The organism is Streptomyces sp. NPDC002564 (assembly GCF_042889645.1).
Lineage (GTDB): Bacteria > Actinomycetota > Actinomycetes > Streptomycetales > Streptomycetaceae > Streptomyces.
In genome coordinates this window covers 128,964-155,529 of record NZ_JBIARE010000015.1, presented here as the reverse complement: position 1 = coordinate 155,529, position 26,566 = coordinate 128,964, and the positions used below count along the sequence as shown (strand labels likewise).

Genomic DNA, 26,566 nt, shown 5'->3' with positions numbered 1-26,566 from the left:
GGGTTACGTGTGGGGGGGCGCCCGGGCGTGCGCCCCCCCGGGGGCCGGCTGGTGGGCCGGCCCGCGGGCCGGCCCCCCGGGCCGGTGGGGGGGCGGCCCCCACACCACAGGGCCCGGTGCCGTCCCACCACCCCGGAAGCAGTACGAAAGAGCCATGACGGAAGTCTCCAGCGCCACGTCCGGCGCCACGACAGCGGCCGGCGCACCGGCCGGAACCCCCCGGGCCGCAGCGGCCCCCGGGGGCTCCGAGGTCGAGCTCGCCGTCGGCGGCATGACCTGCGCCTCCTGCTCGTCCCGCATCGAGAAGAAGCTGAACCGCATGGCGGGCGTGACCGCCACGGTCAACCTCGCCACCGAGAAGGCCAGGGTCAGCTACGCGGACGGCGTCGAGGTCGGCCAGCTCATCGCCCTGGTCGAGAAGCTGGGCTACACGGCCGAGGAGATCGTCCCGCCCGCCCCGGACCCCGGGGACGACGACACCGCCCCGGCGCCCACCACGGCCGACATCACCGAGCCCGACACCCTGCGTCAGCGCCTGATCGTCTCGGCCCTCCTCGCGCTGCCCGTCGTGCTGCTCGCGATGGTCCCCGCCCTGCAGTTCGACTACTGGCAGTGGCTCTCGCTGACACTGGCGGCGCCGGTCGTGGTCTGGGGCGGGCTGCCCTTCCACCGGGCGGCGTTCACCAATCTGCGGCACGGGGCCGCGACCATGGACACGCTCGTCTCCGTGGGCACGCTCGCCGCCTTCGGCTGGTCGCTGTGGGCGCTGTTCGTCGGGGACGCCGGGATGCCGGGCATGCGGCACGGCTTCGACCTCACCGCGTCGCCGGGCGAGGGAGCTTCCACGATCTACCTGGAAGTGGCCGCGGGCGTCATCACCTTCATCCTCCTCGGGCGCTGGCTGGAGGCCCGCTCCAAGCGGCGGGCCGGGGCGGCGCTGCGCGCGCTGCTGGCGCTGGGCGCGAAGGACGTGGCGGTGCTGCGGGACGGGGCCGAGGTGCGGGTGCCGGTCGGGCGCCTCGCCGTCGGGGACCGGTTCGTCGTCCGCCCCGGCGAGACCGTCGCGACCGACGGCACCGTCGTCGAGGGCGCCTCCGCGGTCGACGCCTCCATGCTGACCGGCGAGTCCGTGCCGGTCGACGTGGGCGCGGGCGACGCGGTGACCGGCGGCACCGTGAACACGGCGGGACGCCTGGTGGTGCGGGCGACCCGGATCGGCTCGGACACCTCGCTGGCCCGGATGGCACGGCTGGTCGAGGACGCGCAGACCGGCAAGGCGCAGGTGCAGCGGCTTGCCGACCGGATCGCCGGGGTCTTCGTGCCGGTGGTGCTGCTCATCGCGATCGGCACGCTCGGCGGCTGGCTGGGCGCCACCGGCGACGTGACCGCCGCCTTCACCGCGGCCGTCGCCGTCCTGATCATCGCCTGCCCCTGCGCGCTCGGCCTGGCCACGCCCACCGCCCTGATGGTCGGCACCGGACGCGGCGCGCAGCTCGGCATCCTCATCAAGGGCCCCGAGGTCCTGGAGTCCACCCGCCGCGTCGACACCGTCGTCCTGGACAAGACGGGGACGGTGACCACGGGCCGCATGGAGCTGACGGACGTCCATGTCACCGGGGTCACCGGGGTCACCGGGGTCACCGGGACGGCCGGGGACGCCCGGAGCACGGAGGCCGCCGAGAAGCTGCTGCTGCGGCTCGCGGGCGCCCTGGAGCACGCCTCCGAGCACCCGGTCGCCCGCGCCGTCGCGGCGGGCGCGGCCGAGCGCCTGGGCATCCGGGCCGGGGAGCTGCCGGTGCCGGAGCACTTCGAGAACGTCGCCGGGTCCGGGGTGCGCGGCACGGTGGACGGGCACGCGGTGCTCGTCGGCCGTGCGCGGCTCCTCGCGGACGCCGGGGTGACGGGCCTGGACGCCGTGGCCGGGCCCAGGGACGACGCGCAGGCGGCGGGACGCACCGCCGTCCTGGTCGCCTGGGACGGCGTCGCACGCGGCGTCCTGGCGGTCGCGGACGCCGTGAAGGAGACCAGCCCGCAGGCGGTGCGCGAGCTGCGCGCCCTCGGCCTGACGCCGGTCCTGCTGACCGGCGACAACCGGGCCGTGGCCGACACGGTCGCCCGTGCGGTGGGCATCGCCGGGGACGCCGTGTTCGCGGAGGTGCTGCCGCAGGACAAGGTGGAGGTCGTACGGCGGCTGCAGGGCGAGGGCAAGGTCGTGGCGATGGTCGGCGACGGCGTGAACGACGCGGCCGCGCTCGCCACCGCCGATCTGGGCCTCGCGATGGGCACCGGCACGGACGCGGCCATCGAGGCCGGCGACCTGACACTGGTGCGCGGGGACTTGCGGGTCGCGGCCGACGCCATCAGGCTCTCCCGCAAGACCCTGGCCACCATCAAGGGCAACCTCTTCTGGGCCTTCGGCTACAACGTCGCCGCGCTGCCGCTCGCCGCGGCCGGTCTGCTGAACCCGATGATCGCCGGGGCCGCGATGGCGTTCTCGTCGGTCTTCGTGGTCACGAACAGCCTCCGCCTGAGGTCATTCACATAGGCCCTTCACATGACCGTTTCAGCACCTTCACGCCCGTCACAACATCCCCATATGGCAGATCTTGCGCATGTACGCGACATATGCAAGAGACGCAGATCACACTGATTCGCACGTAACCATTGGGGGAAGTCGCGAGTCTAATGGGGCGATGCAGGAAGATGTCTTGGGGGACGTCTTCCGACATCAGGGGACATCTTGGGGGATGTTTCCTGGAAATTGCGTTGCCGGGGCACGTGCACCGGGGAGCTTTGAGCGGCCCTCCCGTACGTACGCGTCCCGGCAGACCGCAGGGCAACCAAAGACGCCCGGCCGGATCCCGTGGGGGGAATCCGCACCGGGAAAAAGGGAAGCGCCCCGACCGTCGACCCGTGGGGGGATCGGCGGCGGGGCGCTTTCCGCTGTACTGGGCTCAGCGACCCTCGACGGGGACGAAGTCCCGGAGCACCTCGCCCGTGTAGATCTGGCGCGGGCGGCCGATGCGGGAACCCGGCTCCTTGATCATCTCGTGCCACTGGGCGATCCAGCCCGGCAGCCGGCCGAGGGCGAACAGGACCGTGAACATCTCGGTCGGGAAGCCCATGGCCCGGTAGATCAGGCCGGTGTAGAAGTCGACGTTCGGGTAGAGCTTGCGCTCGACGAAGTAGTCGTCGGCCAGCGCGTGCTCCTCGAGCTTCAGCGCGATGTCGAGCAGCTCGTCGCTCTTGCCGAGCGCCGAGAGGACGTCGTGCGCCGCCGCCTTGATGATCTTCGCCCGCGGGTCGAAGTTCTTGTAGACGCGGTGCCCGAAGCCCATGAGCTTCACGCCGTCTTCCTTGTTCTTCACCTTGCGGATGAAGGTGTCGACGTCGCCGCCGGAGGCCTGGATGCCTTCCAGCATCTCCAGGACCGACTGGTTGGCGCCGCCGTGCAGCGGGCCCCACAGCGCCGAGATGCCGGCCGAGATCGAGGCGAACATGTTCGCCTGCGAGGAGCCGACCAGGCGCACGGTGGACGTCGAACAGTTCTGCTCGTGGTCCGCGTGCAGGATCAGGAGCTTGTCGAGCGCGGAGACCACGACCGGGTCGAGCTCGTACTCGGCGGCGGGCACCGAGAAGGTCATGCGCAGGAAGTTCTCGACGTAGCCGAGGTCGTTGCGCGGGTAGACGACCGGGTGGCCCTGCGACTTCTTGTACGCGTAGGCCGCGATCGTCGGCAGCTTGGCGAGAAGGCGGATCGTCGAGAGGTGACGCTGCTTCTCGTCGAACGGGTTGTGGCTGTCCTGGTAGAACGTCGACAGCGCGCTGACCACCGACGACAGCATGGCCATCGGGTGCGCGTCGCGCGGGAAGCCGTCGTAGAACCGCTTGACGTCCTCGTGCAGCAGGGTGTGCTGCGTGATCTCGTTCTTGAACGTGGCCAGCTCGTCGACCTTCGGCAGCTCGCCGTTGATCAGGAGGTACGCCACCTCGGTGAAGGTGGAGCGCTCGGCCAGCTGCTCGATCGGGTAGCCGCGGTACCGGAGGATGCCCTCTTCACCGTCGAGATAGGTGATGGCGGATTTATAGGCGGCGGTGTTGCCGTAGCCGCTGTCCAGGGTCACCAGACCGGTCTGGGCGCGGAGCTTCCCGATGTCGAAGCCCTTGTCGCCCACGGTCGAATCGATCACCGGGTAGGTGTACTCGTCATCGCCGTACCGCAGTACTACACCGTTGTTAGCGTTCTCGCTCACGTCATCCCTCACCGACGTTGTGCCTCTTCTTCGAGGTGCCCTGACTGTCTCTACCATCCCCCATTTGGCCCTGGAGAGTGCACTCGGGGTCGACCATTGGGCCTATTGGCGGCACTCAGTGCCGCCAACCTGCTCATCCTGCCCCCTTCGCCCCGGTTCCGAAAGTGCTGTGTGACGTTTCCGACTCGTTTGATCGATCAAAACGGCCGGGACCGGCTCCTCACCGCCCGGAAAGCCGGAAATCCAGGGCCGTACAGCGTCTGCCCGCGGAGACCGTGCGCACCGCCTGCCCCAGAGCCTTGCGCGAACCGACCAGGACGACCAGCCTCTTGGCGCGGGTCACCGCGGTGTAGAGCAGATTGCGCTGCAGCATCATCCACGCGCCGGTCGTGACCGGGATCACCACCGCCGGGTACTCGCTGCCCTGGGAGCGGTGGATCGTCACCGCGTACGCATGGGCGAGCTCGTCCAGTTCGTCGAAGTCGTAGGGGACTTCCTCGTCCTCGTCGGTGCGCACGGTCAGCCGCTGCTCGTCGGGATCGAGGGCGGTGACGACGCCCACCGTGCCGTTGAAGACGCCGTTCTGTCCCTTTTCGTAGTTGTTGCGGATCTGGGTGACCTTGTCGCCGACGCGGAACACCCGCCCGCCGAACCGCTTCTCGGGCAGGCCGGGCCGCGCGGGCGTGATGGCCTGCTGGAGGAGGCCGTTGAGGTTTCCCGCACCGGCCGGGCCGCGGTGCATGGGCGCCAGCACCTGGACGTCCCGGCGCGGGTCGAGGCCGAACTTCTTCGGGATGCGGTGCGCGGCGACGTCCACCGTCACCCGGCCCGCGTCCTCCGTCTCCTCCTCGACGAAGAGGAAGAAGTCCTTCATGCCCTGGGTGACGGGCGGGACACCGGAGTTGATGCGGTGCGCGTTGGTGACCACCCCCGACTCCTCGGCCTGGCGGAAGATCCGGGTGAGGCGGACGGCGGGGATCGGGCTCCGCGCGTCGAGCAGGTCGCGCAGCACCTCGCCCGCGCCGACGCTGGGCAGCTGGTCCACGTCGCCCACGAAGAGCAGATGGGCGCCCGGCGGCACGGCCTTGACCAGTTTGTTGGCGAGCAGCAGGTCGAGCATGGAGGCCTCGTCGACCACGACCAGATCGGCGTCGAGCGGCCGCTCCCTGTCGTACGCCGCGTCTCCCCCGGGCTTCAGTTCGAGCAGGCGGTGGACGGTGGAGGCGTCCGTGCCGGTGAGCTCGGCCAGGCGCTTGGCGGCACGGCCGGTGGGGGCGGCGAGGACGACCTTGGCCTTCTTCGCGCGGGCCAGCTCGACGACGGAGCGGACCGTGAAGGACTTGCCGCAGCCGGGGCCGCCGGTCAGGACGGCGACCTTCTGGGTCAGCGCGAGCCGCACCGCCTCCTCCTGCTCGGGCGCGAGCTCGGCGCCGGTGCGGGCCGCGAGCCAGGGCAGGGCCTTGTCCCAGGCGACGTCGTGGAAGGCGGGCATGCGGTCCTCGCCGGTGCGCAGCAGGCGCAACAGCTGCGCGGCGAGCGACAGTTCGGCGCGGTGGAAGGGGACGAGGTAGACCGCGGAGATGTCGTCGCCGCCGTCCGGGTCGGGCAGCGCCTCGCGGACGACGCCCTCCTCCTCGCCGGCCAGTTCGGCCAGGCAGTCGATGACCAGGCCCGTGTCGACCTGGAGGAGCTTGACCGCGTCGGCGATGAGGCGCTCCTCGGGGAGGTAGCAGTTGCCCTGGTCGGTGGACTGCGAAAGGGCGTACTGCAGACCGGCCTTGACGCGCTCGGGGCTGTCGTGCGGGATGCCGACGGACTGGGCGATGCGGTCGGCGGTGAGGAAGCCGATGCCCCAGACGTCGGCGGCGAGGCGGTAGGGCTCGTTCTTCACGACGGAGATCGAGGCGTCGCCGTACTTCTTGTAGATGCGCACGGCGATGGAGGTGGAGACGCCCACTCCCTGGAGGAAGACCATGACTTCCTTGATGGCCTTCTGCTCCTCCCAGGCGGCGGCGATCATCTTGGTCCGCTTGGGGCCGAGGCCCGGCACCTCCACCAGACGCCCGGGTTCGGTCTCGATGACGTCGAGGGTGTCCACGCCGAAGTGGGTGGTGATGCGGTCGGCCATCACCGGGCCGATGCCCTTGATCAGGCCGGAGCCGAGATAGCGGCGGATGCCCTGGATCGTGGCGGGCAGGACCGTCGTGTAGTTCTCCACGGTGAACTGCTTGCCGTACTGCGGGTGGGAGCCCCAGCGGCCGTGCATCCGCAGGGACTCGCCGACCTGTGCGCCGAGCAGCGCGCCGACGACGGTGAGCAGGTCACCGGCGCCGCGGCCGGTGTCGACGCGCGCGACCGTGTACCCGGTCTCCTCATGGGCGTACGTGATGCGTTCGAGGACCCCCTCGAGCACCGCCGCCGCTGCAGCTGGACTCGACATGATCCGACGCTACCGCCCGGCACCGACAGCGCGGGCGCCGGAGCGGTCGGGTGGGTAGGTAAGTAGGTAGACAGGCAGGGGGACGACGGCCGGGACATTTGAAGGGGCCCGGTCCGTGGACCGGGCCCCTTCGGGTTTCCCCTCCCCTGTCAGAACTCGTGATCCCCCCTTGGATCCCCCGGATCCCCCCAGATCCTGGTTTCCCCCCAGTGAAGCTCTGACTCCATGTACGACACGCCTGGTGCCCGAAGGGTTGCACGGTGTCGCCAGAATTTTTTTTCGCGGCCGCCGGACGGGAACAGACGCGGAGGATCGTTCCAGGTGCTGACAAAGCGGCTCAGACGTAGCGTTTGAGGCATGAGTGATGATTCGCGGTCCTTCGAGCAGGACGTGCTGGACGAGCTCGGTGACGACAGGCTCCAGGAGATCGCCGGCCTGCTCGGCACGGACGCCTCCGGCGCCCAGGACGTCGTGGGCACCACGGTGTCCGCGCTCTCCGGGGACCTCCAGGGAAGGGCGGCCGATCCGGCGGGCGCGGACGAGGTGCGGCAGGCGTTCGCCGAGGCCGAGGCCGTCCAGGAAGCCCCGCAGGCCGCCCCCGGCGACCAGCCCCTGCAGGGGGTGGCGGCCTTCGGCGGCCTCGGGGGCCTCGCGGCGGGCGGGATGATGTCCGGCATGCTCGCGAAGATGAGCCGGCCGGTGGCCAACGCGGTGGCCAAGAAGACCGGCATCCCCGCGGCGACGGTCACCCGCGTGATCGAGATGCTCATCCCCGTGGTCCTCGCGGTGCTCTCCCGGCGCGCGGCGGGCGCGAAGGCGGGCGGAGCGGCCCCGAAGGGTGCCGCGGCCCCCTCCGGCGGCCTCGGCGACCTGCTGGGCCAGATCCTGGGCGGCAAGAAGTAGCTACGCGTACGTGCGGAACCGCTCCGCCGTCTCGCGCAGCACCTCGCCGCCGTCCCGCGCCCACAGCGCCTCGTTGAAGATCTCGACCTCGATCGGGCCGTGGTGCCCCGCCGCCTCGACGAGCGCGCGGAAGGCGCGGAAGTCCACGCTGCCGTCGCCCAGCTGCCCGCGTCCGAGCAGCACACCGGCGGGCAACGGCGTGATCCAGTCGGCCAGTTGGAAGGCGTGCAGACGGCCGCCCGCGCCCGCCCGCGCGATCTGCGCGGGCGCCTGGTCGTCCCACCACAGGTGGTACGTGTCCACGACCACGCCCACCTGCCGTGCGGGGAAGCGCTCCGCGAGGTCGAGGGCCTGGCCGAGGGTGGAGACCACGCAGCGGTCGGCGGCGAACATCGGGTGCAGCGGCTCGACGGCCAGGCGCACGCCCCGCTCCTCGGCGTAGGGCCCGAGGACGGCGAGGGCGTCCGCGACGCGCTCGCGCGCGCCGGACAGGTCCTTGCTGCCGGGCGGCAGGCCCCCCGAGACGAGCACCAATGTGTCCGTGCCGAGCGCGGCGGCCTCGTCGACGGCCGCGCGGTTGTCGTCGAGGGCACGCGCGCGCGGGGCCGGGTCGGTGTCCGTGAAGAAGCCGCCCCGGCACAGGCTCGTCACCGCGAGTCCGGCGTCCCGCAGCAGGCGCGCGGTGCGCTCGACCCCGTACTCCCGGACCGGCGCGCGCCACAGGCCGACCGCGCCGATGCCCTCCTTGCGGCAGCCCTCGGCGAGCTCGGGCAGCGACCACTGCTTGACGGTCTCCTGGTTGATGCTCAGCCGGGAGAGCGGGACGGGGTCCGGCGTGACGCTCGGCGGGGTGGTCATTGGGGGACTCCGTGCACGGTGAGCAGGCAGCGCATGCGGGCGGCGGCGAGGTCGGGGTCGGGGAACAGGCCGAGGCCGTCGGCCAGTTCGTAGGCGTGGGCCAGGTGCGGCAGCGAGCGGGCCGACTGCAGGCCGCCGACCATGGTGAAGTGGCTCTGGTGCCCGGCGAGCCAGGCCAGCAGCACGACGCCGGTCTTGTAGTAGCGGGTCGGGGGCCGGAAGAGGTGGCGGGACAGCTCGACGGTGGGGTCGAGCAGGGCGCGGAAGCCCTTGGCGTCCCCGGTGTCCAGGACGCGCACCGCCTCGGCGGCGAGCGGGCCCAGCGGGTCGAAGATGCCGAGCAGGGCGTGGCTGAAGCCGTGCTCGTCGCCGGCGATCAGTTCCGGGTAGTTGAAGTCGTCCCCGGTGTAGCAGCGCACGCCCCGGGGCAGGCGGCGGCGCAGCGCGATCTCCCGGTCGGCGTCCAGGAGCGAGACCTTGATGCCGTCGACCTTGCCGGGGTGGGCGGCGATGACCTCCAGGAAGGTCTCGGTGGCCGCGTCCAGGTCGGCCGAGCCCCAGTAGCCCTCCAGGGCGGGGTCGAACATCGGGCCGAGCCAGTGCAGGACGACCGGTTCGGCGGCCTGGCGCAGGAGGTGGCCGTACGTCTCCAGGTAGTCGTCCGGCGACGTCGCGGCGGCGGCGAGGGCGCGGGAGGCCATCAGGACCGCCCGGGCGCCCGCCGACTCGACGAGGGCCAGCTGCTCCTCGTACGCGCCCCTGACGGCCGACAGGGGCGCGGGGAGGGCCAGTTGGTCGGTTCCGACGCCGCACGCGATGCGGCCGCCGACGGAGCGGGCCTCCGCGGCCGAGCGGCGGATCAGCTCGGCGGCGCCCGGCCAGTCGAGGCCCATGCCGCGCTGGGCGGTGTCCATGGCCTCGGCGACGCCCAGGCCGTGCGACCAGAGGTGGTGGCGGAAGGCGAGCGTGGCGTCCCAGTCGACGGCGGCGGGTCCTTCGGGGGTGCCGTCCGCGCGGGGGTCGGCGACCACGTGGGCGGCGGAGAAGACGGTGCGGGAGGTGAGCGGGGGGCCGCCGGGCGCCGTGCGCAGGGGCACGGCGCGGGGGGTGTACGCGCGCGTGCCGCCGTCCGCGGCCGGGAGCCGCACCAGGAGGGGCCCGCTCACAGGGTGATCTCCGGGACGTCGACGCGGCGGCCCTCGGCGGAGGAGCGCAGGCCCAGTTCGGCGAGCTGCACGCCGCGCGCGCCCGCGAGGAGGTCCCAGTGGTAGGGCGCGTCGGCGTAGACGTGCCGCAGGAAGAGCTCCCACTGGGCCTTGAAGCCGTTGTCGAAGCCGTCGCCGTGGTTGTCGGGGACCTCCTGCCACTGGTCGCGGAACGAGTGGGTGGCGGGCAGGTCGGGGTTCCAGACGGGCTTGGGGGTCGCGCTGCGGTGCTGCACGCGGCAGCCGCGCAGGCCCGCGACGGCGGAGCCCTCGGTGCCGTCGACCTGGAACTCGACGAGCTCGTCGCGGTTGACGCGCACCGTCCAGGAGGAGTTGATCTGCGCGACGGTGCCGCCGTCCAGTTCGAAGATGCCGTAGGCCGCGTCGTCGGCGGTCGCGTCGTAGGGCTTGCCGTTCTCGTCCCAGCGCTGCGGGATGTGCGTGGCGGTGAGCGCCTGGACGCTGCGCACCCGGCCGAACAGCTCGTGCAGGACGTACTCCCAGTGCGGGAACATGTCGACGACGATGCCGCCGCCGTCCTCGCCCCGGTAGTTCCAGGAGGGGCGCTGGGCGGGCTGCCAGTCGCCCTCGAAGACCCAGTAGCCGAACTCCCCGCGCACGGAGAGGATCCGGCCGAAGAAGCCGCCGTCGATGAGCCGCTTCAGCTTGAGCAGCCCCGGCAGAAAGAGCTTGTCCTGGACGACCCCGTGCTTGATGCCGGCCTCGGCGGCCAGGCGGGCGAGGCCGAGGGCGGCGTCCAGGCCGGTGGCGCTGGGCTTCTCGGTGTAGACGTGCTTGCCCGCGGCGATGGCCCGCTTGATGGCGTCCTCGCGGGCGGAGGTGACCTGCGCGTCGAAGTAGATGTCGACGTCCGGGTCGGCGAGGACCGCGTCGAGGTCGGTGGACCAGTGAGCCAGGCCGTGCTCGGCGGCCAGCGCGCGCAGCGCGTGCTCGCGGCGGCCGACCAGGATCGGCTCGGGCCACAGCACGGTGCCGTCGCCCAGGTCGAGGCCGCCCTGCGCGCGGAGGGCGAGGATCGAACGGACCAGGTGCTGGCGGTGGCCCATCCGTCCGGTGACGCCGTTCATGGCGATGCGCACCGTCTTGCGTGTCACGAAAGTCCCTCCGTAGCTGCGCAGCAAGCGCTTTCTATCCCAGGGCAAGCTAGCCTGCCGGACAAGGTGGGGACAAGGGCTTCGGTCGAGGGCGTGGCGGAAGTCGACGAGACGGGCGACCGGAGGACGACGAGATGACCGTGACCCTGGCGGACGTGGCGGCACGCGCGCAGGTCTCCCCCGCCACCGTCTCCCGCGTGCTGAACGGCAATTACCCCGTGGCGGCCGCCACCCGCGAGCGCGTGCTGCGTGCCGTGGACGACCTCGACTACGTCCTGAACGGCCCCGCGAGCGCGCTCGCCGCGGCCACGTCCGACCTGGTCGGCATCCTCGTCAACGACATCGCGGACCCCTTCTTCGGGATCATGGCGGGCGCGGTGCAGTCCGAGATCGGCGGGCCCGGCGGCCGGGCGGGCGGCGAGCGGATGGCCGTCGTCTGCAACACCGGCGGCTCCCCGGAGCGCGAACTGACCTACCTCACGCTCCTGCAGCGCCAACGCGCCGCCGCGGTGGTCCTCACCGGCAGCGCCGTCGAGGACGGCGAGTACGCCGACGCGATCGCCGGCAAGCTGCGGCGCCTCGCGGAGGCGGGCACGCGCGTGGTGCTGTGCGGCAGGCCGCCCTCGCCGGACACCGACGCGGTGGCGCTCACCTTCGACAACCGGGGCGGCGGCCAGCAGTTGACCGAGCACCTGCTCGCCCTCGGCCACCGCCGCGTCGGCTACATCGCGGGCCCCGAGGAGCGCACGACCACCCGGCACCGCCTGGAGGGCCACCGCGCCGCGCTCGCCGCCCGCGGCATCGGGGACGACCCGGCGCTGACGGTCCACGGCCCCTACGACCGCCGTTCCGGCTACGACGCCACGGCCGAACTCCTGCGCCGCTCCCCCGACCTGACGGCCGTCGTCGCCGCCAACGACACGGTGGCCCTGGGCGCCTGCGCGGCACTGCGCGACCAGGGCCTGCGCATCCCCGACGACGTGTCGGTCGCGGGCTTCGACGACCTGCCGTTCAGCATCGACGCGGCGCCCGCGCTGACGACGGTGCGCCTGCCGCTCTACGAGGCGGGGGCCAGGGCGGGCCGCATCGCGATGAGCAAGGAGAAGCCGCCGCCGGGCGGGGTCGCCACGGTGCACGGGGAGTTGATGGTGCGGGGCTCCACGGCGGGCCCGCGCGGAGCGCTCCGCGGGGCCTGAGGAGCGCGCCTCGGCGCGCCTTCGCAGGGGTCTGAGGTGTACGCCTGCGCGCCTTCGCGGGGCCTGAGGAGTGCGCCTCTGCGGGACTTGAGGGGTACGCCTCGACGTGGCCCCCGCTGCCGCTGCGCGAACGGCCCGCGTGAGAAGGCGGGGTTGACCCCACCGGCACGCCACCTACTGTCGGGACCATGAAATTCGCCTTCTCCACCCTCGGCGTGCCCGGCCTGCCCGTCCCCGACGTGCTGCGGCTCGCCACGACCCACGGCTACCACGGCGTCGAGCTGCGCGCGCACCCCGAGGAGCCGGTGCACCCCGGGCTCGGCCTGGTCGAGCGCGCCGACGTGGCGGCGGAGTTCAAGGCCGCCGGCGTCGAGATCCTCGGCATCGCCGGGTACGCGCGCGTGGCGGCCCCCGGCGACGACGGGCCGGTCCTCGACGAGATCCGCTCGCTGGTCGCCCTCGCCCGCGATCTCGGCGCCCCCTTCGTGCGCGTCTTCCCCGGCGGCGGCACCGGGCAGAGCGCGGAGGAGGCCGACGCGACGGCCGCGCGGCGGCTCGGCACGGCCGCCCGGTACGCGGCCGACGCGGGCGTCCGCATCCTCCTGGAGACCCACGACTCGCACCGCACGGGCGCCGACGTCACCCGCGTCCTCGGCACCGTGGGACACCGCCAGGTCGGGGCGCTGTGGGACGTGCTGCACACCTGGCTCGGCGGCGAGTCCGTCACCGACACCTTCGCCGCGCTCTCCCCCTACCTCGGCTACGTCCAGGTCAAGGACGTCGCCTCGGCCGACGACACGACGCCCCTGCCGCTCGGCGCCGGGACGCTGCCGCTCACGGAGTGCGTGGCGCACCTCGGCGAGGAGAGCTGGGAGGGGTGGCTGTGCTGGGAGTACGAGAAGCGCTGGTACGAGCAGGCGGCGCCGCTGCCCGAGCTGCTGGGTCCGGGCCGGGAGCTCCTGTCACGACTGCTGACCCGCTCCGGCTGACCCCGCCGCCCCTGCCGGACGAGGTCAGCGCCACCCCGCCCACCAGCAGCGCGGCGGCGCACCAGCGCAGCCCGCTCACCGACTCGCCCAGGACCAGGGCGGCCGAGGACATCCCGAAGACGGGGACGAGCAGCGAGAAGGGCGCGACGGTGGAGGCGGGGTGGCGGCGCAGCAGGTACCCCCAGGCGCCGAAGCCGAAGACGGTCGTGACCCAGGCGACGTAGACGACGATCCCCGCGCCCGACCAGTCCAGGGCGCGCAGGGCGGCGAGGTCCCGGGAGGGTCCCTCGACGAGCAGGGAGAGCCCGAGCAGCGGGAGCACCGGGACCGTGCTCACCCACACCATGAAGTTCAGCGGGTCCGACGGGGCCGCCTTGCGGGTGAGGACGTTGGAGACGCCCCAGCAGGCGGCGGCGCCGACGAGCAGCGCGAAGGCGGTGAGCGGCCCGGTCTCCCCCTCGTCGACGGCGGCGACGCCGATCCCCGCGAGGGCGACGACCATGCCCACGACCCGTGTCCGGCCGGGCCGTTCCCCGAGCGCCACGACGGCGAAGAGGGCGGTGAAGACGGCCTGGACCTGCAGCACGAGCGAGGAGAGCCCGGCGGGCATCCCGGCGTCCATGCCGATGAAGAGCAGCCCGAACTTGGCGACGCCCAGCACGAGCCCCACCCCGATCACCCACCGCCAGGCGACCTTGGGCCCGCCGACGAAGAAGACGGCGGGCAGCGCCGCGACGAGGAAGCGCAGGGCGGAGAAGAGCAGCGGGGGAAAGTGGCCGAGGCCGACCTCGATCACCACGAAGTTGACGCCCCATACGGCGGCGACGAGAACGGCCAGACAGACGTGTGCGGGTCGCATGGGTCGAGGATCACCCGCCCCGACCGTGTAGGACCAGCGCGGATCCCTGCATGGTTGGATGAAGCAACGCTTATGTATGGGGAGGCCTCCGTGCTCGATCTCGCCCGGCTCCGCGCGCTGCACGCGGTCTCCGTCCACGGCACGGTCGGCGCGGCGGCCACCGCGCTCGGCTACACGCCGTCCGCGGTCTCCCAGCAGATCGCCAAGCTCGAACGCGAGACCCGGACGACGCTCCTGGAGCGCCGCGGCCGGGGCGTCGCCCTCACCGAGGAGGCGCTGCGCCTCGCGGACACGGCACGCCGGTTGATGGCGATCGTGGAGCGCGCGGAGACGGAGCTCGAGGAGCGGCGCGGGGTGCCCGCGGGGCGCCTGACGATCGCCGCGTTCGCCTCGGCCGCGCGGGGGCTGCTGCCGTCCGTGCTCGCCGACCTGGCGCGGCGTCATCCGGCGCTGGACGCCCGGATGTCGGAGGTCGACCCGCATCTGTCCGTCGACCTGGTGGCCCAGGGGGCGGTCGACCTGGCCGTCGTCCACGACTGGGACATCGCGCCGCTTCCGACGCCGCCGGGCATCGAACAGGCCGTGATCGGCGACGACTTGTGCGACCTGGTCGTGCCGCACGACCACCGGCTCGCGGGGCGGGCGTCCGTGCGGCGCGAGGAGCTGGGAGCGGAGCGCTGGATCACGCAGCCGCCGGGGTTCATCTGCCACGCGTGGCTGGTCCGCACGCTCCGGGAGGCGGGCTGCGAACCCGACATCGCCCACCAGGCCGAGGAGAACCCCACGCTGGTCGCGCTGGTCGCGGCGGGCCTGGGCGTCGCGCTGATCCCCCGCCTGGGCCGGGGCCCGCTCCCCGAGGGCGCGGTCACGGTCTCCCTGGACCCGGTCCCGGTCCGCCGCCTCTACGCGCTGTGGCGCACGGGCGCCTCCCGCCGCCCGGCCATCGCGGAGACGGTGCGTGCCCTCCGCTCCCGCGGCGTGCCCGCCGGCTGACGGCCCCGTACCCGCGCCCGAGGTTGACCGGCAGAAATCTTCGGGATATCCGTAACTCCTGAAAGTTTCCTCCGGCCCGCAGGAGCCCCCGTGTCCCACCCCTCCGCCCGCGACGCCCGGCTCCGCGCCCTGATCGGCACGATGTCCCTGGAGGACAAGGTCGGCCAGCTCTTCGTGATGCACGTGTACGGGCACACCGCCACGGACCCCGACCCGGCCGACGCCGACACCAACCGCAGGGAACTCGGCGTCCGCGACGCCGCCGAGCTGATCGCCCGCTACCGCCTGGGCGGCGTCATCTACTTCGGCTGGGCCCACAACACCCGCTCCCCGCACCAGATCGCCGCCCTGTCCGAGGGCATCCGCAGGGCCGCGCACGGCACCACCCGTGTCCCCGTCCTGATCTCCGTCGACCAGGAGCACGGCGCCGTCGCCCGCGTCGGCGCCCCCGCCACGCTGCTGCCCGGCGCGATGGCCCTGGGCGCCTCGGGCTCGCCCGCGCACGCCCGCGAGGCCGCCCGCATCGCCGGGGCCGAGCTCCGGGCCCTCGGCATCCACCAGGACCACGCCCCGGACGCCGACGTGAACGTCGACCCCGCCAACCCCGTCATCGGGATCCGCTCCTTCGGCGCCGACCCGGAGGCGGTCGCCGGCTTCGTGACCGCGCAGATCGAGGGCTACCACGAGGGGGGCGTGGCCACCGCGGCCAAGCACTTCCCGGGGCACGGCGACACGACGGACGACAGCCACACCGAGCTGCCGCGCATCCACCACACCCGCGAGGAGTGGGAGCGCTGGGACGCGCCGCCGTTCCGCGCCGCCGTCGCCGCGGGCGTCGACTCGGTGATGACCGCGCACATCGTGGTGCCCGCCCTCGACCCCTCGGGCGATCCCGCCACGCTCTCGTACCCGATCCTGACCGGCGTGCTGCGCGAGGAGCTCGGGTTCGACGGCGTGATCTCCACGGACTCGCTGGCGATGCGCGGCGTGCGCACGAAGTACGGCGACGACCGCGTGGCCGTCCTCGCGCTCAAGGCGGGCGCCGACCAGCTGCTCAACCCGCCGCGGCCGGAGGTCGCGTGGCGGGCCGTGCTCGACGCGGTCGCGAGCGGCGAACTGACCGGGGCCAGGATCGACGAGTCGGTGCTGCGCGTCCTGCGCATGAAGGCCGACGTCGGCCTCCTGGACGACCACCTGGCCGACGGAACCGGACCGGGCGGCCAGGAGCGGGAACCGGAGCAGGGGCCGGACGGGCGCCGGGACGTCACCGCCCTCGTCGACGCCACCGTCGGCATCCCCGCCCACCTCGCCACCGCCGACCGCATCGCCGAGGCCACCACGACCCTGCTGAGCAACCCCGACGGCCTCCTGCCGCTGTCCCCCGCGTCCCGCCCCGAGCTCCTGGTCGTGGGCGCCGACCCGCGCTCGCCGTCCGGCACCACGGGCCCGCCGACCACCGTCCTCGCGGACGCCCTCACCGGCCTCGGGTTCCGGGCCACGGCCCTGTCCACCGGAACGGCCCCCGACGAGGCGGCGATCGAGAAGGCCGTGGCGGCCGCGCGGGGCAAGGACGCCGTGCTCGTGGCGACATACAACGTCACCACGCACACCACGACCGAGGACAACACCCAGGCGGCCAACACCGAGCTGGATGGCGGCCCGCACGCCCGGGCCCACCGGGCGGTCGACCCGGGCGGGTCAGCCGACGGCCAGACCGCCCTGGTCGGGGCGCTCAAGGCCACCGGTGTCCCGGTGGTCGCCCTCGCGATCCGCAACCCCTACGACGTGGCGCACCTGCCGCCGGTCGACGCCGCCCTCGCCTCGTACTGCTGGACGGACGTCGAACTCCGCGCCGCCGCACGGGTGATCGCGGGCCGGGCCGCGCCCCGGGGGCGGCTGCCGGTGCCGGTGCGGCGCGCGGACGACCCGGCGCGGGTGCTGTACCCGATCGGGCACGGCCTGGCGTACTGAACGAGAAGGGGCCGGGGCCGACGGCCCCGGCCCCGCCCGCACGGCCCTACGGCCGCAGCGTCATCTCCCTGCGCACGTCGCGCCGGTCCAGCTTCTTGTCGTAGGCGGCCAGCGGCTTCGCCGACGGCGTGGACACCCCGGCCCACGCCTGGATCCGCTGCGTCGCCTTCGCCTTCTCGTCGGCGACGAGCTGCGAGACGGTCGCGCCGTGGTTGGCGCCGGGCGCCGTGAAGACGTGGTTGTCGTGCTTGGCGCCCCGCGCGGGGCGGAACGGCTCGGCCCCCCACGGGTCGTTGGACCCGTAGACGTACAGCATCCGCCGCGCGTCGTGCCGCACCCAGCGGTCCACGTCACGCATCGCGTGCGGCTTGAACGTCATCGGGATCTCGCGCGGCACGAAGTTCCGCGGCGGCTGGTAGCCGTAGCGGCTCAGGCCGCCCAGCCAGGGCTGCTCGATGGTCGGCGCGCCGAGCTCGGTGCCCGCCTGGTAGTAGTACGGCGTGTACGCGCTCAGGCCCTGGTCGGCGTAGGAGGACCAGCCGCCCACGGCGTCGACGTAGTCGAAGAGCGCCTGGTCGGTCACGGTGGCCGCGTCCGGGACCTGCCCGCAGGCGGTGGCGGCGGGCTGGTACTGCCAGAAGCCCCACACGAGGTCCATGACGACGGCCTCGAAGGCCTTGTCCAGCGTGCCGACGGTCTTGAAGGTGTAGCCCTCGGCCTCGGCGTACGCGGCGAGCTTCGCCGACAGCGGCTCCCTGCGCACCAGCGCCTCGCGCTGCACCGCCTGGAGCTTCTCGCGGCACTCCTTGGGGCCGACGCCCGCGAGGAACCTGTCGTACGCCGAGTCCTCCTTGTCGACGACGTCGTTGGGCGCCACGTAGGCGACGACGCCCGCCATGTCGCGCGGGTAGAAGCGCTCGTAGTACGTCGCCGTCATGCCGCCCTTGGAACCGCCGGTGGCCAGCCACTTCTTGCCGTAGATCGGCTTGAGGGCCCGGTAGATGCGGTGCTGGTCGCTGGCCGCCTGCCAGATGTCGAGCTTCGTCCAGTCGGCGGGCTCGGGGCGCGAGGGCGTGAAGAAGCGGTACTCCATGGAGACCTGGTTGCCGTCGACGATCTGGGTCGGCTCGCGGCGGCTGGGCGTCGTGGAGACGTTGTAGCCGCTCGTGTAGAAGACCGCGGGACGGCTGGTGTCCTTGTGCAGGACCGTCAGGCGCTGCTTGAAGGTGCCCTTGGCGGGATGCCGGTGGTCCACCGGCTGGGTGTAGTCGAGCACGAAGAAGCGGTAGCCGGGGTACGGCTTCTCCTCGATCAGGCTCATGCCGGGTACGGCGAGCAGCCTGTCCTTGATGTCGGTGCTGCCGGTGTGGTCGGCACCGGTTCCGCTCCGCGTACTGGTACCGGTCTTCGCACCGGTGGTGCCCGGTTCCGCGGCGGTGGCCGCTCCGGACGCACCCACGGCGCCTATCAGCACCACGAGCGACAGCACCCATCTGAGCGCCTTGCGCATGCACCCTCCCCTGTCGACACAGCAATGCCCCGGAACCTAACGGAGCAACTGGGTCCGCACCAGGGTCAGTTGCCCGGGTGCGGCGGAGAAATGGCGCAGGAACGGCGGTACGGGACGGACGTCAGCAGAGAATCCAGCCCGAGCTGACCCCGCGTCCGGCGATCTTCGCCTTCACCCATACGCAGCGGTGGCCCGCGTGGACCGTGACCGGGCGCGCCCGGTGGGTGTAGCGGCCCCGGTCGCGGACGGGGCGGCTGCCGCGCGCCTTGACGCTGACGGACATGGCCTTGCGGGCGCCGGTGTTCTTGGCGAGGAGGAGGGCGCAGACGTACCCGCGGGACTTGAAGACGTCGACCCGTCCCGCGCTGAAGGGGAGCGTGCGCACCTTGCGGCCCGCGCACGGGCCCTGGACGGCCTCGGCCGACGCGGTCCCCGGGCCCGCGAGGGCGAGCAGCACGGCGGCGGCGAGCACGGCGGTGCCGAGCGTCAGCCGTCGTCGTATCCGGCCCCTGCCCGCGCCACTGCTCACGGTTGCCCCTCCCGCCACTCCGGCCTCAGCGTACTGATGTACGGACGCAGCCCACGGCCCGTGCGGTTGCGGGCTTCCCGCCCTTTTCCGTCGCGTCCTTCCCGCGCCTGCCCGGTCGGACCGGCTCAAACCCCCTCGTACCGCATCAGAGGACCTTCGCGGACTCCGCCGGTTCCCCCACGAAGGTCCGCCACAGGCGCGCGTACCGGCCGTCCAGCGCGAGGAGCTCCTCGTGCGTGCCGTCCTCCGCGACCCGGCCGTGGTCCATCACGACGACGCGGTCGGCGCGGGCGGCCGTGGTCAGGCGGTGGGCGACGACCAGGGTGGTGCGCCGGCCCGCGATGCGGTCGGTGGCCTGGTTGACCTGCGCCTCGGTGGCGAGGTCGAGCGCGGCCGTCGCCTCGTCGAGGAGCAGGACGTCGGGGTCGACCAGCTCGGCGCGGGCCAGCGCGATCAGCTGGCGCTGCCCCGCGGAGAGGTTGCGGCCGCGCTCGGTGACCTCGTGGAGATAGCCGCCGTCCAGGGTGGCGATCATGTCGTGCGCGCCGACCGCGCGGGCGGCGGCCTCCACCTGCGCGTCGGTGGCGTCGGGGCGGCCGTAGGCGATGGCGTCGCGGACCGTGCCCGCGAAGAGGTACGCCTCCTGCGGCACCACGCCCAGCCGGTGGCGGTACGAGGTCAGGTCGAGGGAGCGCAGGTCCGTGCCGTCGACGGTGACCCGGCCGCCGGTGGGGTCGTAGAACCGGGCGACGAGCTTGACCAGCGTCGACTTGCCCGCGCCGGTCTCGCCCACGAAGGCGACGGTCTGGCCCGCGGGGATGCGCAGGCGGACGTCGGTCAGCGCCTCCTCGGGCGCGCCCTCGCCGGTCGCCGCGTACGCGAAGCCGACGTCCTCGAAGGCGATCTCGCCGCGCAGCGAGAGCACCTCCATCGGCTCGTCGGCGGCCTTCGTGGAGGTCGGCTCCTGGAGCAGTTCCTGGATGCGGCCCAGCGAGACGGTGGCCTGCTGGTAGCCGTCGAAGACCTGGGAGAGCTGCTGCACGGGGGCGAAGAACAGGTCGATGTAGAGCAGGTAGGCGACGAGCGCGCCGGTGGTCAGCGTTCCCGCCTCGACGCGTCCCGCGCCCACCATCAGCACGGCGACGACGGCGACGGACGAGAGGAACTGCACGAACGGGAAGTACACCGAGATCAGCCACTGGCCGCGGATGCGGGCCTGGCGGTAGCTGTCGCTGTTGCGCGCGAACCGCTCGGCGCCCGCGCGCTCGCGCCGGAAGGCCTGCACGATGCGCAGCCCGGCGACGGACTCCTGGAGGTCGGCGTTGACCACGGAGACCCGCTCACGCGCCAGTTCGTACGCCTTCACGCTGGACTTGCGGAAGAAGTACGTGCCGACGATCAGCAGCGGCAGCGTCGCGAAGACGACGAGGGCGAGCTGCACGTCGATGACGAGCAGGGCGACCATGATGCCGAAGAAGGTGACCACGGAGACGAAGGCGGTGACCAGGCCGGTCTGCAGGAACGTGGAGAGCGCGTCCACGTCCGTGGTCATCCGGGTCATGATGCGCCCGGTCAGCTCCCGCTCGTAGTAGTCGAGCCCGAGCCGCTGGAGCTGCGAGAAGATCTTCAGCCGCAGCGAGTAGAGGACCCGCTCGCCGGTCCGTCCGGTCATCCGCGTCTCGCCGGTCTGGGCGGCCCACTGCACGACGACGGCGGCGAGCGCGAGCCCGGAGGCCGCCCAGACCGCGCCGAGCGCCAGCTGGTTGACGCCCTCGTCGATGCCGTGCCGGATCAGGACGGGCAGCAGCAGGCCCATGCCCGCGTCGATTGCGACGAGCAGCAGGCTGAACAGCAGCGGCACGCCGAACCCGCCGAGCAGCCTGCGCAGCCCGTAGGACTCCTCGGGCGTGACCGCCCGTGCCTCGTCGATGCCCGGGGTGTCGGTCGCCGGGGGCAGCGCGTCGACCTGGGCGAGCAGCTCCGGCGTGGAGGGCATCCCGGACAGCGCGGCGTCCTGGGGCTCGCGGTCCCCGGTCCACAGGGCGGGCGTGATGCCGCGCTCGGCGTCGAACTCGGCGTCGAGCTCCTCGCGTACGGAGGTGTCCTCGGGCAGGTCGGCGGGGAGCGCGTGGCCCGGCGACACGCCGCCGAGCTCGTCGGGGTCGGTGAGCAGCCTGCGGTAGAGCGCGGAGCGCTCCTCCAGCTCCGCGTGCGTGCCGAGGTCCGCGAGGCGGCCGTCGTCCAGGACGGCGATGCGGTCGGCGAGGCCGAGGGTGGAGCGGCGGTGGGCGATCAGGAGCGTGGTGCGGCCGTCCATCACGCCGCGCAGCGCCTCGTGGATCTCGTGCTCCACGCGCGCGTCCACCGCGGACGTCGCGTCGTCCAGGACGAGGAGGCGGGGGTCGGTGAGGATGGCGCGGGCGAGCGCGATGCGCTGGCGCTGGCCGCCGGAGAGGGTCAGGCCCTGTTCGCCGACCTTGGTGTCGTATCCCTCGGGCAGCTCGGATATGAAGCCGTGGGCCTGGGCGGCGCGGGCGGCGGTCTCGATCTGCTCGCGGGTCGCCTCCGGGTGGCCGTAGGCGATGTTCGCGCCGACGGTGTCGGAGAAGAGGAAGGAGTCCTCGGGCACGAGTCCAATGGCGGACCGCAGCGAGTCCAGGGTCAGCTCGCGCACGTCGTGGCCGCCGACGAGGACGGCGCCGTGCGTCACGTCGTAGAAGCGCGGGAGGAGCAGCGAGACGGTCGACTTGCCGCTGCCGGAGGAGCCGACGACGGCGAGGGTCTCGCCGGGCCGGATCTCGAAGGAGAGGCCGCCGAGGACGGGGCGGTCGTTCTGGTAGGCGAAGCCGACGTCGTCGAACTCGACGGTGGCGGGGGCGTCGGCGGGCAGCTCCTTGGTGCCGTCCGCCATGCTCGGCTCGGTGTCGATCAGTTCGAGCACGCGCTCGACGCCGGCCCGGGCCTGCTGGCCCACGGTCAGCACCATGGCGAGCATCCGCACCGGCCCGACGAGCTGCGCGAGGTAGGTGGAGAAGGCGACGAAGGTGCCGAGGGTGATCTCCCCGCGCACCGCGAGCCAGCCGCCGAGGGCGAGCATGGCGACCTGGCCGAGCATGGGGACGGCCTGCAGGGCCGGGGTGTAGCGGGAGTTGAGGCGGACGGTCCGCAGCCGTCCGGCGAAGAGCTTGCGGCCGACCTCGCGGAGCTTGCCGGTCTCCTGCTCCTCCTGCCCGAAGCCCTTGACCACGCGGACGCCGCTGACGGCGCCGTCGACGACCCCGGCCACGGCGGCGGCCTGGGCCTGCGCGTACCAGGTGGCGGGGTGCAGCCGGGAGCGGGAGCGGCGGGCGATGACCCACAGGGCGGGGGCGACGGCGAGGGCGACGAGGGTGAGCGGCAGGGACAGCCACGCCATGATCCCCAGGGAGATCACGAAGAGCAGGATGTTGCCGATGGTCATCGGCAGCATGAAGAGCAGGCCCTGGATGAGCTGGAGGTCGCTGGTGGCGCGGCCGACGACCTGTCCGGTGGACAGCTCGTCCTGGCGCCGCCCGTCGAGCCGGGTGATCGTCCCGTACATCTCGGTGCGCAGGTCGTGCTGGACGTCCAGGGCGAGCCGGCCGCCGTAGTAGCGGCGGATGTAGGTCATCACGTAGACGACGACGGCGGCGCCGATCAGCGCGGCGGCCCAGGGGCCCATGCTCCGGCCGCCGCCCCGGCCGTCCTGGCCGATCACGTCGTCGATGATCACCTTGGTGATCAGCGGTACGAGGGCCATGACGGCCATGCCGCCGAGCGAGGACCCGAGCGCGAGCACGACGTCCTTCGGATACCGCCACGCGTATCCGGTGAGCCGTCGCGCCCATCCCCGTTGCTCTGCCACTCGGTGCCTCCCGGTCGTCTGCTCTGCCGGAAGGCACCAACGTCGTGACGGGCGGATTTCATCCCGCCGCAACAAACGCGCTCCGCGGGGGCGCGCGGGGCTCAGCTGCCGGGCACCGCCACGAACGCCTCGCGCGGGGTGTCGGTCGGGGTGTACCTGCCGGCGGCGGACGCGCGGGGCGCGAGGTCCTTGTGCACCGCCTTGGCCACCCCCTGGATGGTGGCGACGCCGTAGTTCATGCTGCTGTTGCCGTGCGTGAGCACGGAGAGCGTGTAGTCGTGGCCGCCGCCCTTGAAGGCGCCGATGCTGTGCACCCGCCAGCCGAGGGTCGCGCGCTGCAGCCAGCCGTTCTTCACGTGGATCGCGGTGCCGGCGGGCGCGCCCGCGGGGGTGCCCCAGCGCTGCGCGGGCACGACCTTGTTCATCAGCTTGAGGAGGTAGGCGCGCGCGTTGTCGCTCAGGACGGCGTTCTTGGCGGTGATCAGCCCGAGGAGCTTCTGCTCGTCGGTGGCGTTGATCCGGGTCAGCCCCCAGTACCCGCCGGTCCCGGGCACCGTCCTGGTCATCCCGGCCTCCTTGAGGAACGCCTTGACCTTGCCGGTGCCGAGCTGGCGCCACAGGGTGCTGGTGGCCGCGTTGTCCGACTTGGTGATCATGGCGTACGCGAGGTCCGACTCGCGGTTCGTCAGGTACCGGCCGGTCTTCTTCGCGTCCCACAGCAGCGTCGCGAGGACGGTGACCTTGACGACGCTGGCCGAGTCGAACGAGGTGGTCGCGCGCAGCGTGCAGGTGGTCTTCGTGGTGCGGTCGTACAGGCCGACCGCGACGGTGCCCTTGCGGTTCTTCAGGGCCGCGGTGATGTCCTTGGTGAGCTTGGCGGCCAGGCCGGCCTGCGCGGAGGTGCAGGTGACCGCGGGCGCCGCGGCGGCGGCGGGCGTGGCGGCGACCGCGCCGAGCGGCACGAGGACCGCCCCGGCGGCGAGGCCCGCCGAGAGCACACGGGCACGCCTGGATATCCCGGATACCGGGTGAGTCATGGTTTCTTCCCATCCCCTGGGGTCCGTACGCGACCCTCGGGGTCCGTACAAGCGCGCCCCCCGACGCGCTCGACACCATGACTCACCGGCACCGGTGAAGGGTTGTACGAATTAGTACGACCATCTCGGGTCAGTCCAGATGCGTCGGCGCGAACATCTTCAGGAGCGCGGGGAGCACCACCACCGAAGGACCGGGCTCCGCCAGCGCCTTCGCCAGGTCGTCCCGGAGCGTCTCCGGCGACGTCCGCACGCCCGGCACCCCGAAGGACTCCGCGAGCGCGACGAAGTCGGGGCGGGCCAGCTCCGTGGCGCTCGCCTCGCCGAAGGCGTCGGACATGTACTCGCGCAGGATGCCGTAGCCGCCGTCGTCGACGATCAGCCAGGTCACCGGCAGGTCGTACTGCCGGGCGGTGGCCAGCTCCGCGATCGAGTACATCGCGCCGCCGTCGCCGGAGACCGCGAGGACCGGCTGCGAGGGGTCCGCGGCCGCCGCGCCGAGGGCCGCGGGGAAGCCGTAGCCGAGGCCGCCCGCGCCCTGCGCCGAGTGCATGGTGTTCGGCCGCCGGGCGTCGAACGCCGACCACGCCCAGTAGGCGAGGATCGTCATGTCCCAGAAGGACGGCGACGCGTCCGGCAGGGCCGCGCGGACGGCGGCCAGCACGTCCTGCTCCAGGGTGAGGTCCTGGGCGGCGATCCGCTCACGGACCCCGGCGAGGACCCGGGCGACCCGCTCGGGCGCCGTGGGGTCCTCGCGGGGCGCCCCGATGGTCTCCAGGAGCGCCGAGAGCGCGATGCGCGCGTCCGCGTGGATGCCGAGGCCGGGGTGGTTGGACTCCAGCTTCCCGGCGTCCGCCTCGATCTGGATCACCCGGCCGCGGGGCGTGAAGGTGTGGTAGTTCGAGGAGAGCTCGCCGAGTCCGGAGCCGACCACCAGGAGGACGTCCGCGTCCTCCAGGAAGTCCGTGGTGTGCCGGTCCTCCAGCCAGGACTGGAGCGAGAGCGGGTGCTCCCAGGGGAAGGCGCCCTTGCCGCCGAAGGTGGTGACCACCGGGGCGTTCACCAGCTCGGCGAGCGCGCGCAGCTTGCCGCTCGCGTCGGAGCGCACGACTCCGCCGCCCGCGATGATCGCCGGGCGCTCGGCGCGGGCGAGCAGGTCGGCGGCGACCGCGGTCAGCTCGGGGCGCGGCACGACCTCCTCGGGCGTCGCGTCCATCGCGGTGACGGCGGGCAGCGTCGTCGCGGCGAGGAGCACGTCCTGCGGGATCTCCACCCACACCGGGCCGTGCGGCGCGGTGAGCGCCGACTCCCAGGCCGCGGCGATCGCGGAGGGGATCTGCGAGGCGGTGCGGACCGTATGGACGGACTTCACGACGTCCCGGAAGGACGCCTGCTGGTCGCGCAGCTCGTGCAGATAGCCGTGGCGGCCGCCGCCGAGCCCGGCCACCGGGACCTGGCTGCCGATCGCGAGGACCGGCGAGGAGCCCGCGGCGGCCTCCTGCAGCGCGGCGAGCGAGGTGAGCGCGCCGGGCCCGGTGGAGAGCAGCAGCGGGGCGACCTCGCCGGTGATCCTGCCGTACGCGTCGGCCGCGAACCCGGTGTTGTTCTCGACGCGGAAGCCGACGTACGAGAGCGAGGAGCGGCGCAGCGCGTCGAACATGCCGAGCGCGTGCTGGCCGGGCAGGCCGAAGACCGTGGTGGCGCCGAGTCCCTGGAGGGTCTCGACGACGAGGTCGCCGCCGTTGCGCCCCGGGGGCGGGTTCAGGGCGGCCTCGGTCTGGGCGGCGGTGGGCTTGAGGACGACGTCGTGGTCGTGGGTCACTTCTCGCTCCCCGTGCCGCGGGCCTCCGCGATCTGGCGGGACATGATCGTCGTCAGCTCGTACGCGGTGTGGGAGGCGGCGACCGCGGTGATCTCGGCGTGGTCGTAGGCCGGGGCGACCTCGACGACGTCGGCCGAGACGAGGTTGCAGGAGGCCAGGCCGCGCAGGATCTCCAGGAGCTCGCGGGAGGTCATGCCGCCCGCCTCGGGGGTGCCGGTGCCGGGCGCGTGGGCCGGGTCGAGGCAGTCGATGTCGATGGAGATGTACAGCGGGCGGTCGCCGATGCGCTGGCGCAGCTGGTCGGCGACCTCGTCGGCGCCGCGGCGGTAGATGTCCGCCGAGGTGACGATGCCGAAGCCCATCTTCTCGTCGTCGGTGAGGTCCTTCTTGCCGTACAGCGGGCCGCGCGTGCCGACGTGCGAGAGCGCCTCGGTGTCGAGGATGCCCTCCTCCACGGCCCGGCGGAACGGCGTGCCGTGGGTGTACTCGGCGCCGAAGTAGGTGTCCCAGGTGTCCAGGTGGGCGTCGAAGTGCAGCAGCGCGACCGGGCCGTGCTTCTTGGCGACCGAGCGGAGCAGCGGCAGGGCGATGGTGTGGTCGCCGCCGAGGGTCATCATGCGGGCGCCGGAGCCGAGGAGGTCGTCGGCGGCGGCCTCGATGGTGTCCACCGCCTCGTTGATGTTGAAGGGGTTGGCCGCGATGTCCCCGGCGTCCGCGACCTGCGCGAGCGCGAACGGCGAGGCGTCCTGGGCGGGGTTGTAGGGGCGCAGCAGGCGCGAGGCCTCCCGGATGGCGTTGCCGCCGAAGCGGGCGCCGGGGCGGTACGAGACGCCGGTGTCGAAGGGCACGCCGACCACCGCGACGTCCGTCCTGCCGCCGACCTCGTCGAGGCGGGGCAGGCGGGCGTACGTCGCCGGGCCCGCGTACCTCGGGATGCGGGAGGAGTCGACGGGGCCGCGGGGGGTCGTCGGGGTCTCGGCGCTGCTCATGGTCGGTGTTCCTCCTG

Annotated in this window: 17 protein-coding genes and 1 pseudogene; 6 read left to right on the top strand and 12 right to left on the bottom strand. The window is 73.0% G+C overall.

Features of this window, described 5'->3' with window-relative positions; translation table 11 throughout:
- Window positions 1-154: 154 nt before the first annotated feature.
- A complete protein-coding gene (locus ACFYXE_RS35060) occupies window positions 155-2,545 on the top strand; it encodes a heavy metal translocating P-type ATPase (RefSeq protein WP_389319609.1) in 2,391 nt (796 codons plus the stop codon).
- A gap of 409 nt (window positions 2,546-2,954) precedes the next feature.
- Here ACFYXE_RS35060 and ACFYXE_RS35055 read toward each other — a convergent pair whose 3' ends face one another.
- Together ACFYXE_RS35055 and ACFYXE_RS35050 are read right to left on the bottom strand one after the other, a co-directional pair.
- On the bottom strand, window positions 2,955-4,253 hold the full coding sequence (locus ACFYXE_RS35055) for a citrate synthase (protein ID WP_361177130.1): 1,299 nt from the start codon (window positions 4,251-4,253) through the stop codon (window positions 2,955-2,957).
- A gap of 220 nt (window positions 4,254-4,473) precedes the next feature.
- Window positions 4,474-6,693, bottom strand: coding sequence for an ATP-dependent RecD-like DNA helicase (locus tag ACFYXE_RS35050; protein WP_389319607.1), 2,220 nt, complete (start codon window positions 6,691-6,693; stop codon window positions 4,474-4,476).
- A 357-nt stretch (window positions 6,694-7,050) separates the two neighbouring features.
- On the opposite strand from ACFYXE_RS35050, the gene ACFYXE_RS35045 reads away from it, so the two are divergent.
- Window positions 7,051-7,596 (top strand): DUF937 domain-containing protein, encoded by a 546-nt coding sequence (locus ACFYXE_RS35045; RefSeq protein ID WP_389319605.1) that lies wholly within the window; start codon window positions 7,051-7,053, stop codon window positions 7,594-7,596.
- Here ACFYXE_RS35045 and ACFYXE_RS35040 read toward each other — a convergent pair whose 3' ends face one another.
- Genes ACFYXE_RS35040 through ACFYXE_RS35030 form a run of 3 tightly spaced genes read right to left on the bottom strand, consistent with a single transcriptional unit; the run spans window position 7,597 to window position 10,774 of the window.
- Window positions 7,597-8,454: a sugar phosphate isomerase/epimerase family protein gene (locus tag ACFYXE_RS35040; RefSeq protein ID WP_389319603.1), complete on the bottom strand. Its 858-nt coding sequence runs from the start codon at window positions 8,452-8,454 to the stop codon at window positions 7,597-7,599.
- On the bottom strand, window positions 8,451-9,620 hold the full coding sequence (locus ACFYXE_RS35035; protein ID WP_389319601.1) for a dihydrodipicolinate synthase family protein: 1,170 nt from the start codon (window positions 9,618-9,620) through the stop codon (window positions 8,451-8,453). The genes ACFYXE_RS35040 and ACFYXE_RS35035 overlap by 4 nt, the downstream gene beginning before the upstream one ends.
- Entirely contained in the window at window positions 9,617-10,774 is a 1,158-nt protein-coding gene (locus ACFYXE_RS35030; protein WP_361177140.1) for a Gfo/Idh/MocA family oxidoreductase, read from the bottom strand. Before ACFYXE_RS35030 ends, ACFYXE_RS35035 begins: the two co-directional genes overlap by 4 nt.
- A 134-nt stretch (window positions 10,775-10,908) precedes the next feature.
- Here ACFYXE_RS35030 and ACFYXE_RS35025 point away from each other — a divergent pair, with 134 nt between their 5' ends.
- Together ACFYXE_RS35025 and ACFYXE_RS35020 are read left to right on the top strand one after the other, a co-directional pair.
- On the top strand, window positions 10,909-11,970 hold the full coding sequence (locus tag ACFYXE_RS35025) for a LacI family DNA-binding transcriptional regulator (RefSeq protein WP_361177143.1): 1,062 nt from the start codon (window positions 10,909-10,911) through the stop codon (window positions 11,968-11,970).
- A gap of 188 nt (window positions 11,971-12,158) precedes the next feature.
- Entirely contained in the window at window positions 12,159-12,959 is an 801-nt protein-coding gene (locus ACFYXE_RS35020) for a sugar phosphate isomerase/epimerase family protein (protein ID WP_389319598.1), read from the top strand.
- A gap of 79 nt (window positions 12,960-13,038) precedes the next feature.
- Here ACFYXE_RS35020 and ACFYXE_RS35015 read toward each other — a convergent pair.
- A pseudogene (locus ACFYXE_RS35015) lies at window positions 13,039-13,818 on the bottom strand (EamA family transporter); the annotation flags it as partial.
- A gap of 90 nt (window positions 13,819-13,908) precedes the next feature.
- Here ACFYXE_RS35015 and ACFYXE_RS35010 point away from each other — a divergent pair.
- Together ACFYXE_RS35010 and ACFYXE_RS35005 are read left to right on the top strand one after the other, a co-directional pair.
- Window positions 13,909-14,811, top strand: coding sequence for a LysR family transcriptional regulator (locus tag ACFYXE_RS35010; protein ID WP_389319596.1), 903 nt, complete (start codon window positions 13,909-13,911; stop codon window positions 14,809-14,811).
- Window positions 14,812-14,901: 90 nt separating this feature from the next.
- Complete coding sequence (locus tag ACFYXE_RS35005) at window positions 14,902-16,782, top strand: glycoside hydrolase family 3 protein (protein ID WP_389319594.1); 1,881 nt, start codon at window positions 14,902-14,904, stop codon at window positions 16,780-16,782.
- A 46-nt stretch (window positions 16,783-16,828) separates the two neighbouring features.
- Here the strand turns inward: ACFYXE_RS35005 and ACFYXE_RS35000 are convergent, their stop codons facing one another.
- From ACFYXE_RS35000 to speB, 6 genes are all read right to left on the bottom strand, one after another.
- A complete protein-coding gene (locus tag ACFYXE_RS35000; RefSeq protein WP_389319592.1) occupies window positions 16,829-18,292 on the bottom strand; it encodes an aminopeptidase in 1,464 nt (487 codons plus the stop codon).
- A gap of 121 nt (window positions 18,293-18,413) precedes the next feature.
- Entirely contained in the window at window positions 18,414-18,821 is a 408-nt protein-coding gene (locus tag ACFYXE_RS34995; RefSeq protein ID WP_361177149.1) for a hypothetical protein, read from the bottom strand.
- A gap of 145 nt (window positions 18,822-18,966) precedes the next feature.
- The gene (locus ACFYXE_RS34990; protein ID WP_389319589.1) at window positions 18,967-22,704 is read right to left on the bottom strand and encodes an ABC transporter ATP-binding protein; all 3,738 of its coding nucleotides are present in this window, start codon (window positions 22,702-22,704) and stop codon (window positions 18,967-18,969) included.
- A 101-nt stretch (window positions 22,705-22,805) separates the two neighbouring features.
- Complete coding sequence (locus ACFYXE_RS34985) at window positions 22,806-23,741, bottom strand: serine hydrolase (RefSeq protein ID WP_389319587.1); 936 nt, start codon at window positions 23,739-23,741, stop codon at window positions 22,806-22,808.
- A gap of 130 nt (window positions 23,742-23,871) precedes the next feature.
- The gene (locus tag ACFYXE_RS34980) at window positions 23,872-25,560 is read right to left on the bottom strand and encodes a thiamine pyrophosphate-binding protein (protein ID WP_389319585.1); all 1,689 of its coding nucleotides are present in this window, start codon (window positions 25,558-25,560) and stop codon (window positions 23,872-23,874) included.
- Window positions 25,557-26,549 (bottom strand): agmatinase, encoded by a 993-nt coding sequence (speB, locus tag ACFYXE_RS34975; RefSeq protein ID WP_361177157.1) that lies wholly within the window; start codon window positions 26,547-26,549, stop codon window positions 25,557-25,559. The genes ACFYXE_RS34980 and speB overlap by 4 nt, the downstream gene beginning before the upstream one ends.
- Window positions 26,550-26,566 lie beyond the last annotated feature (17 nt).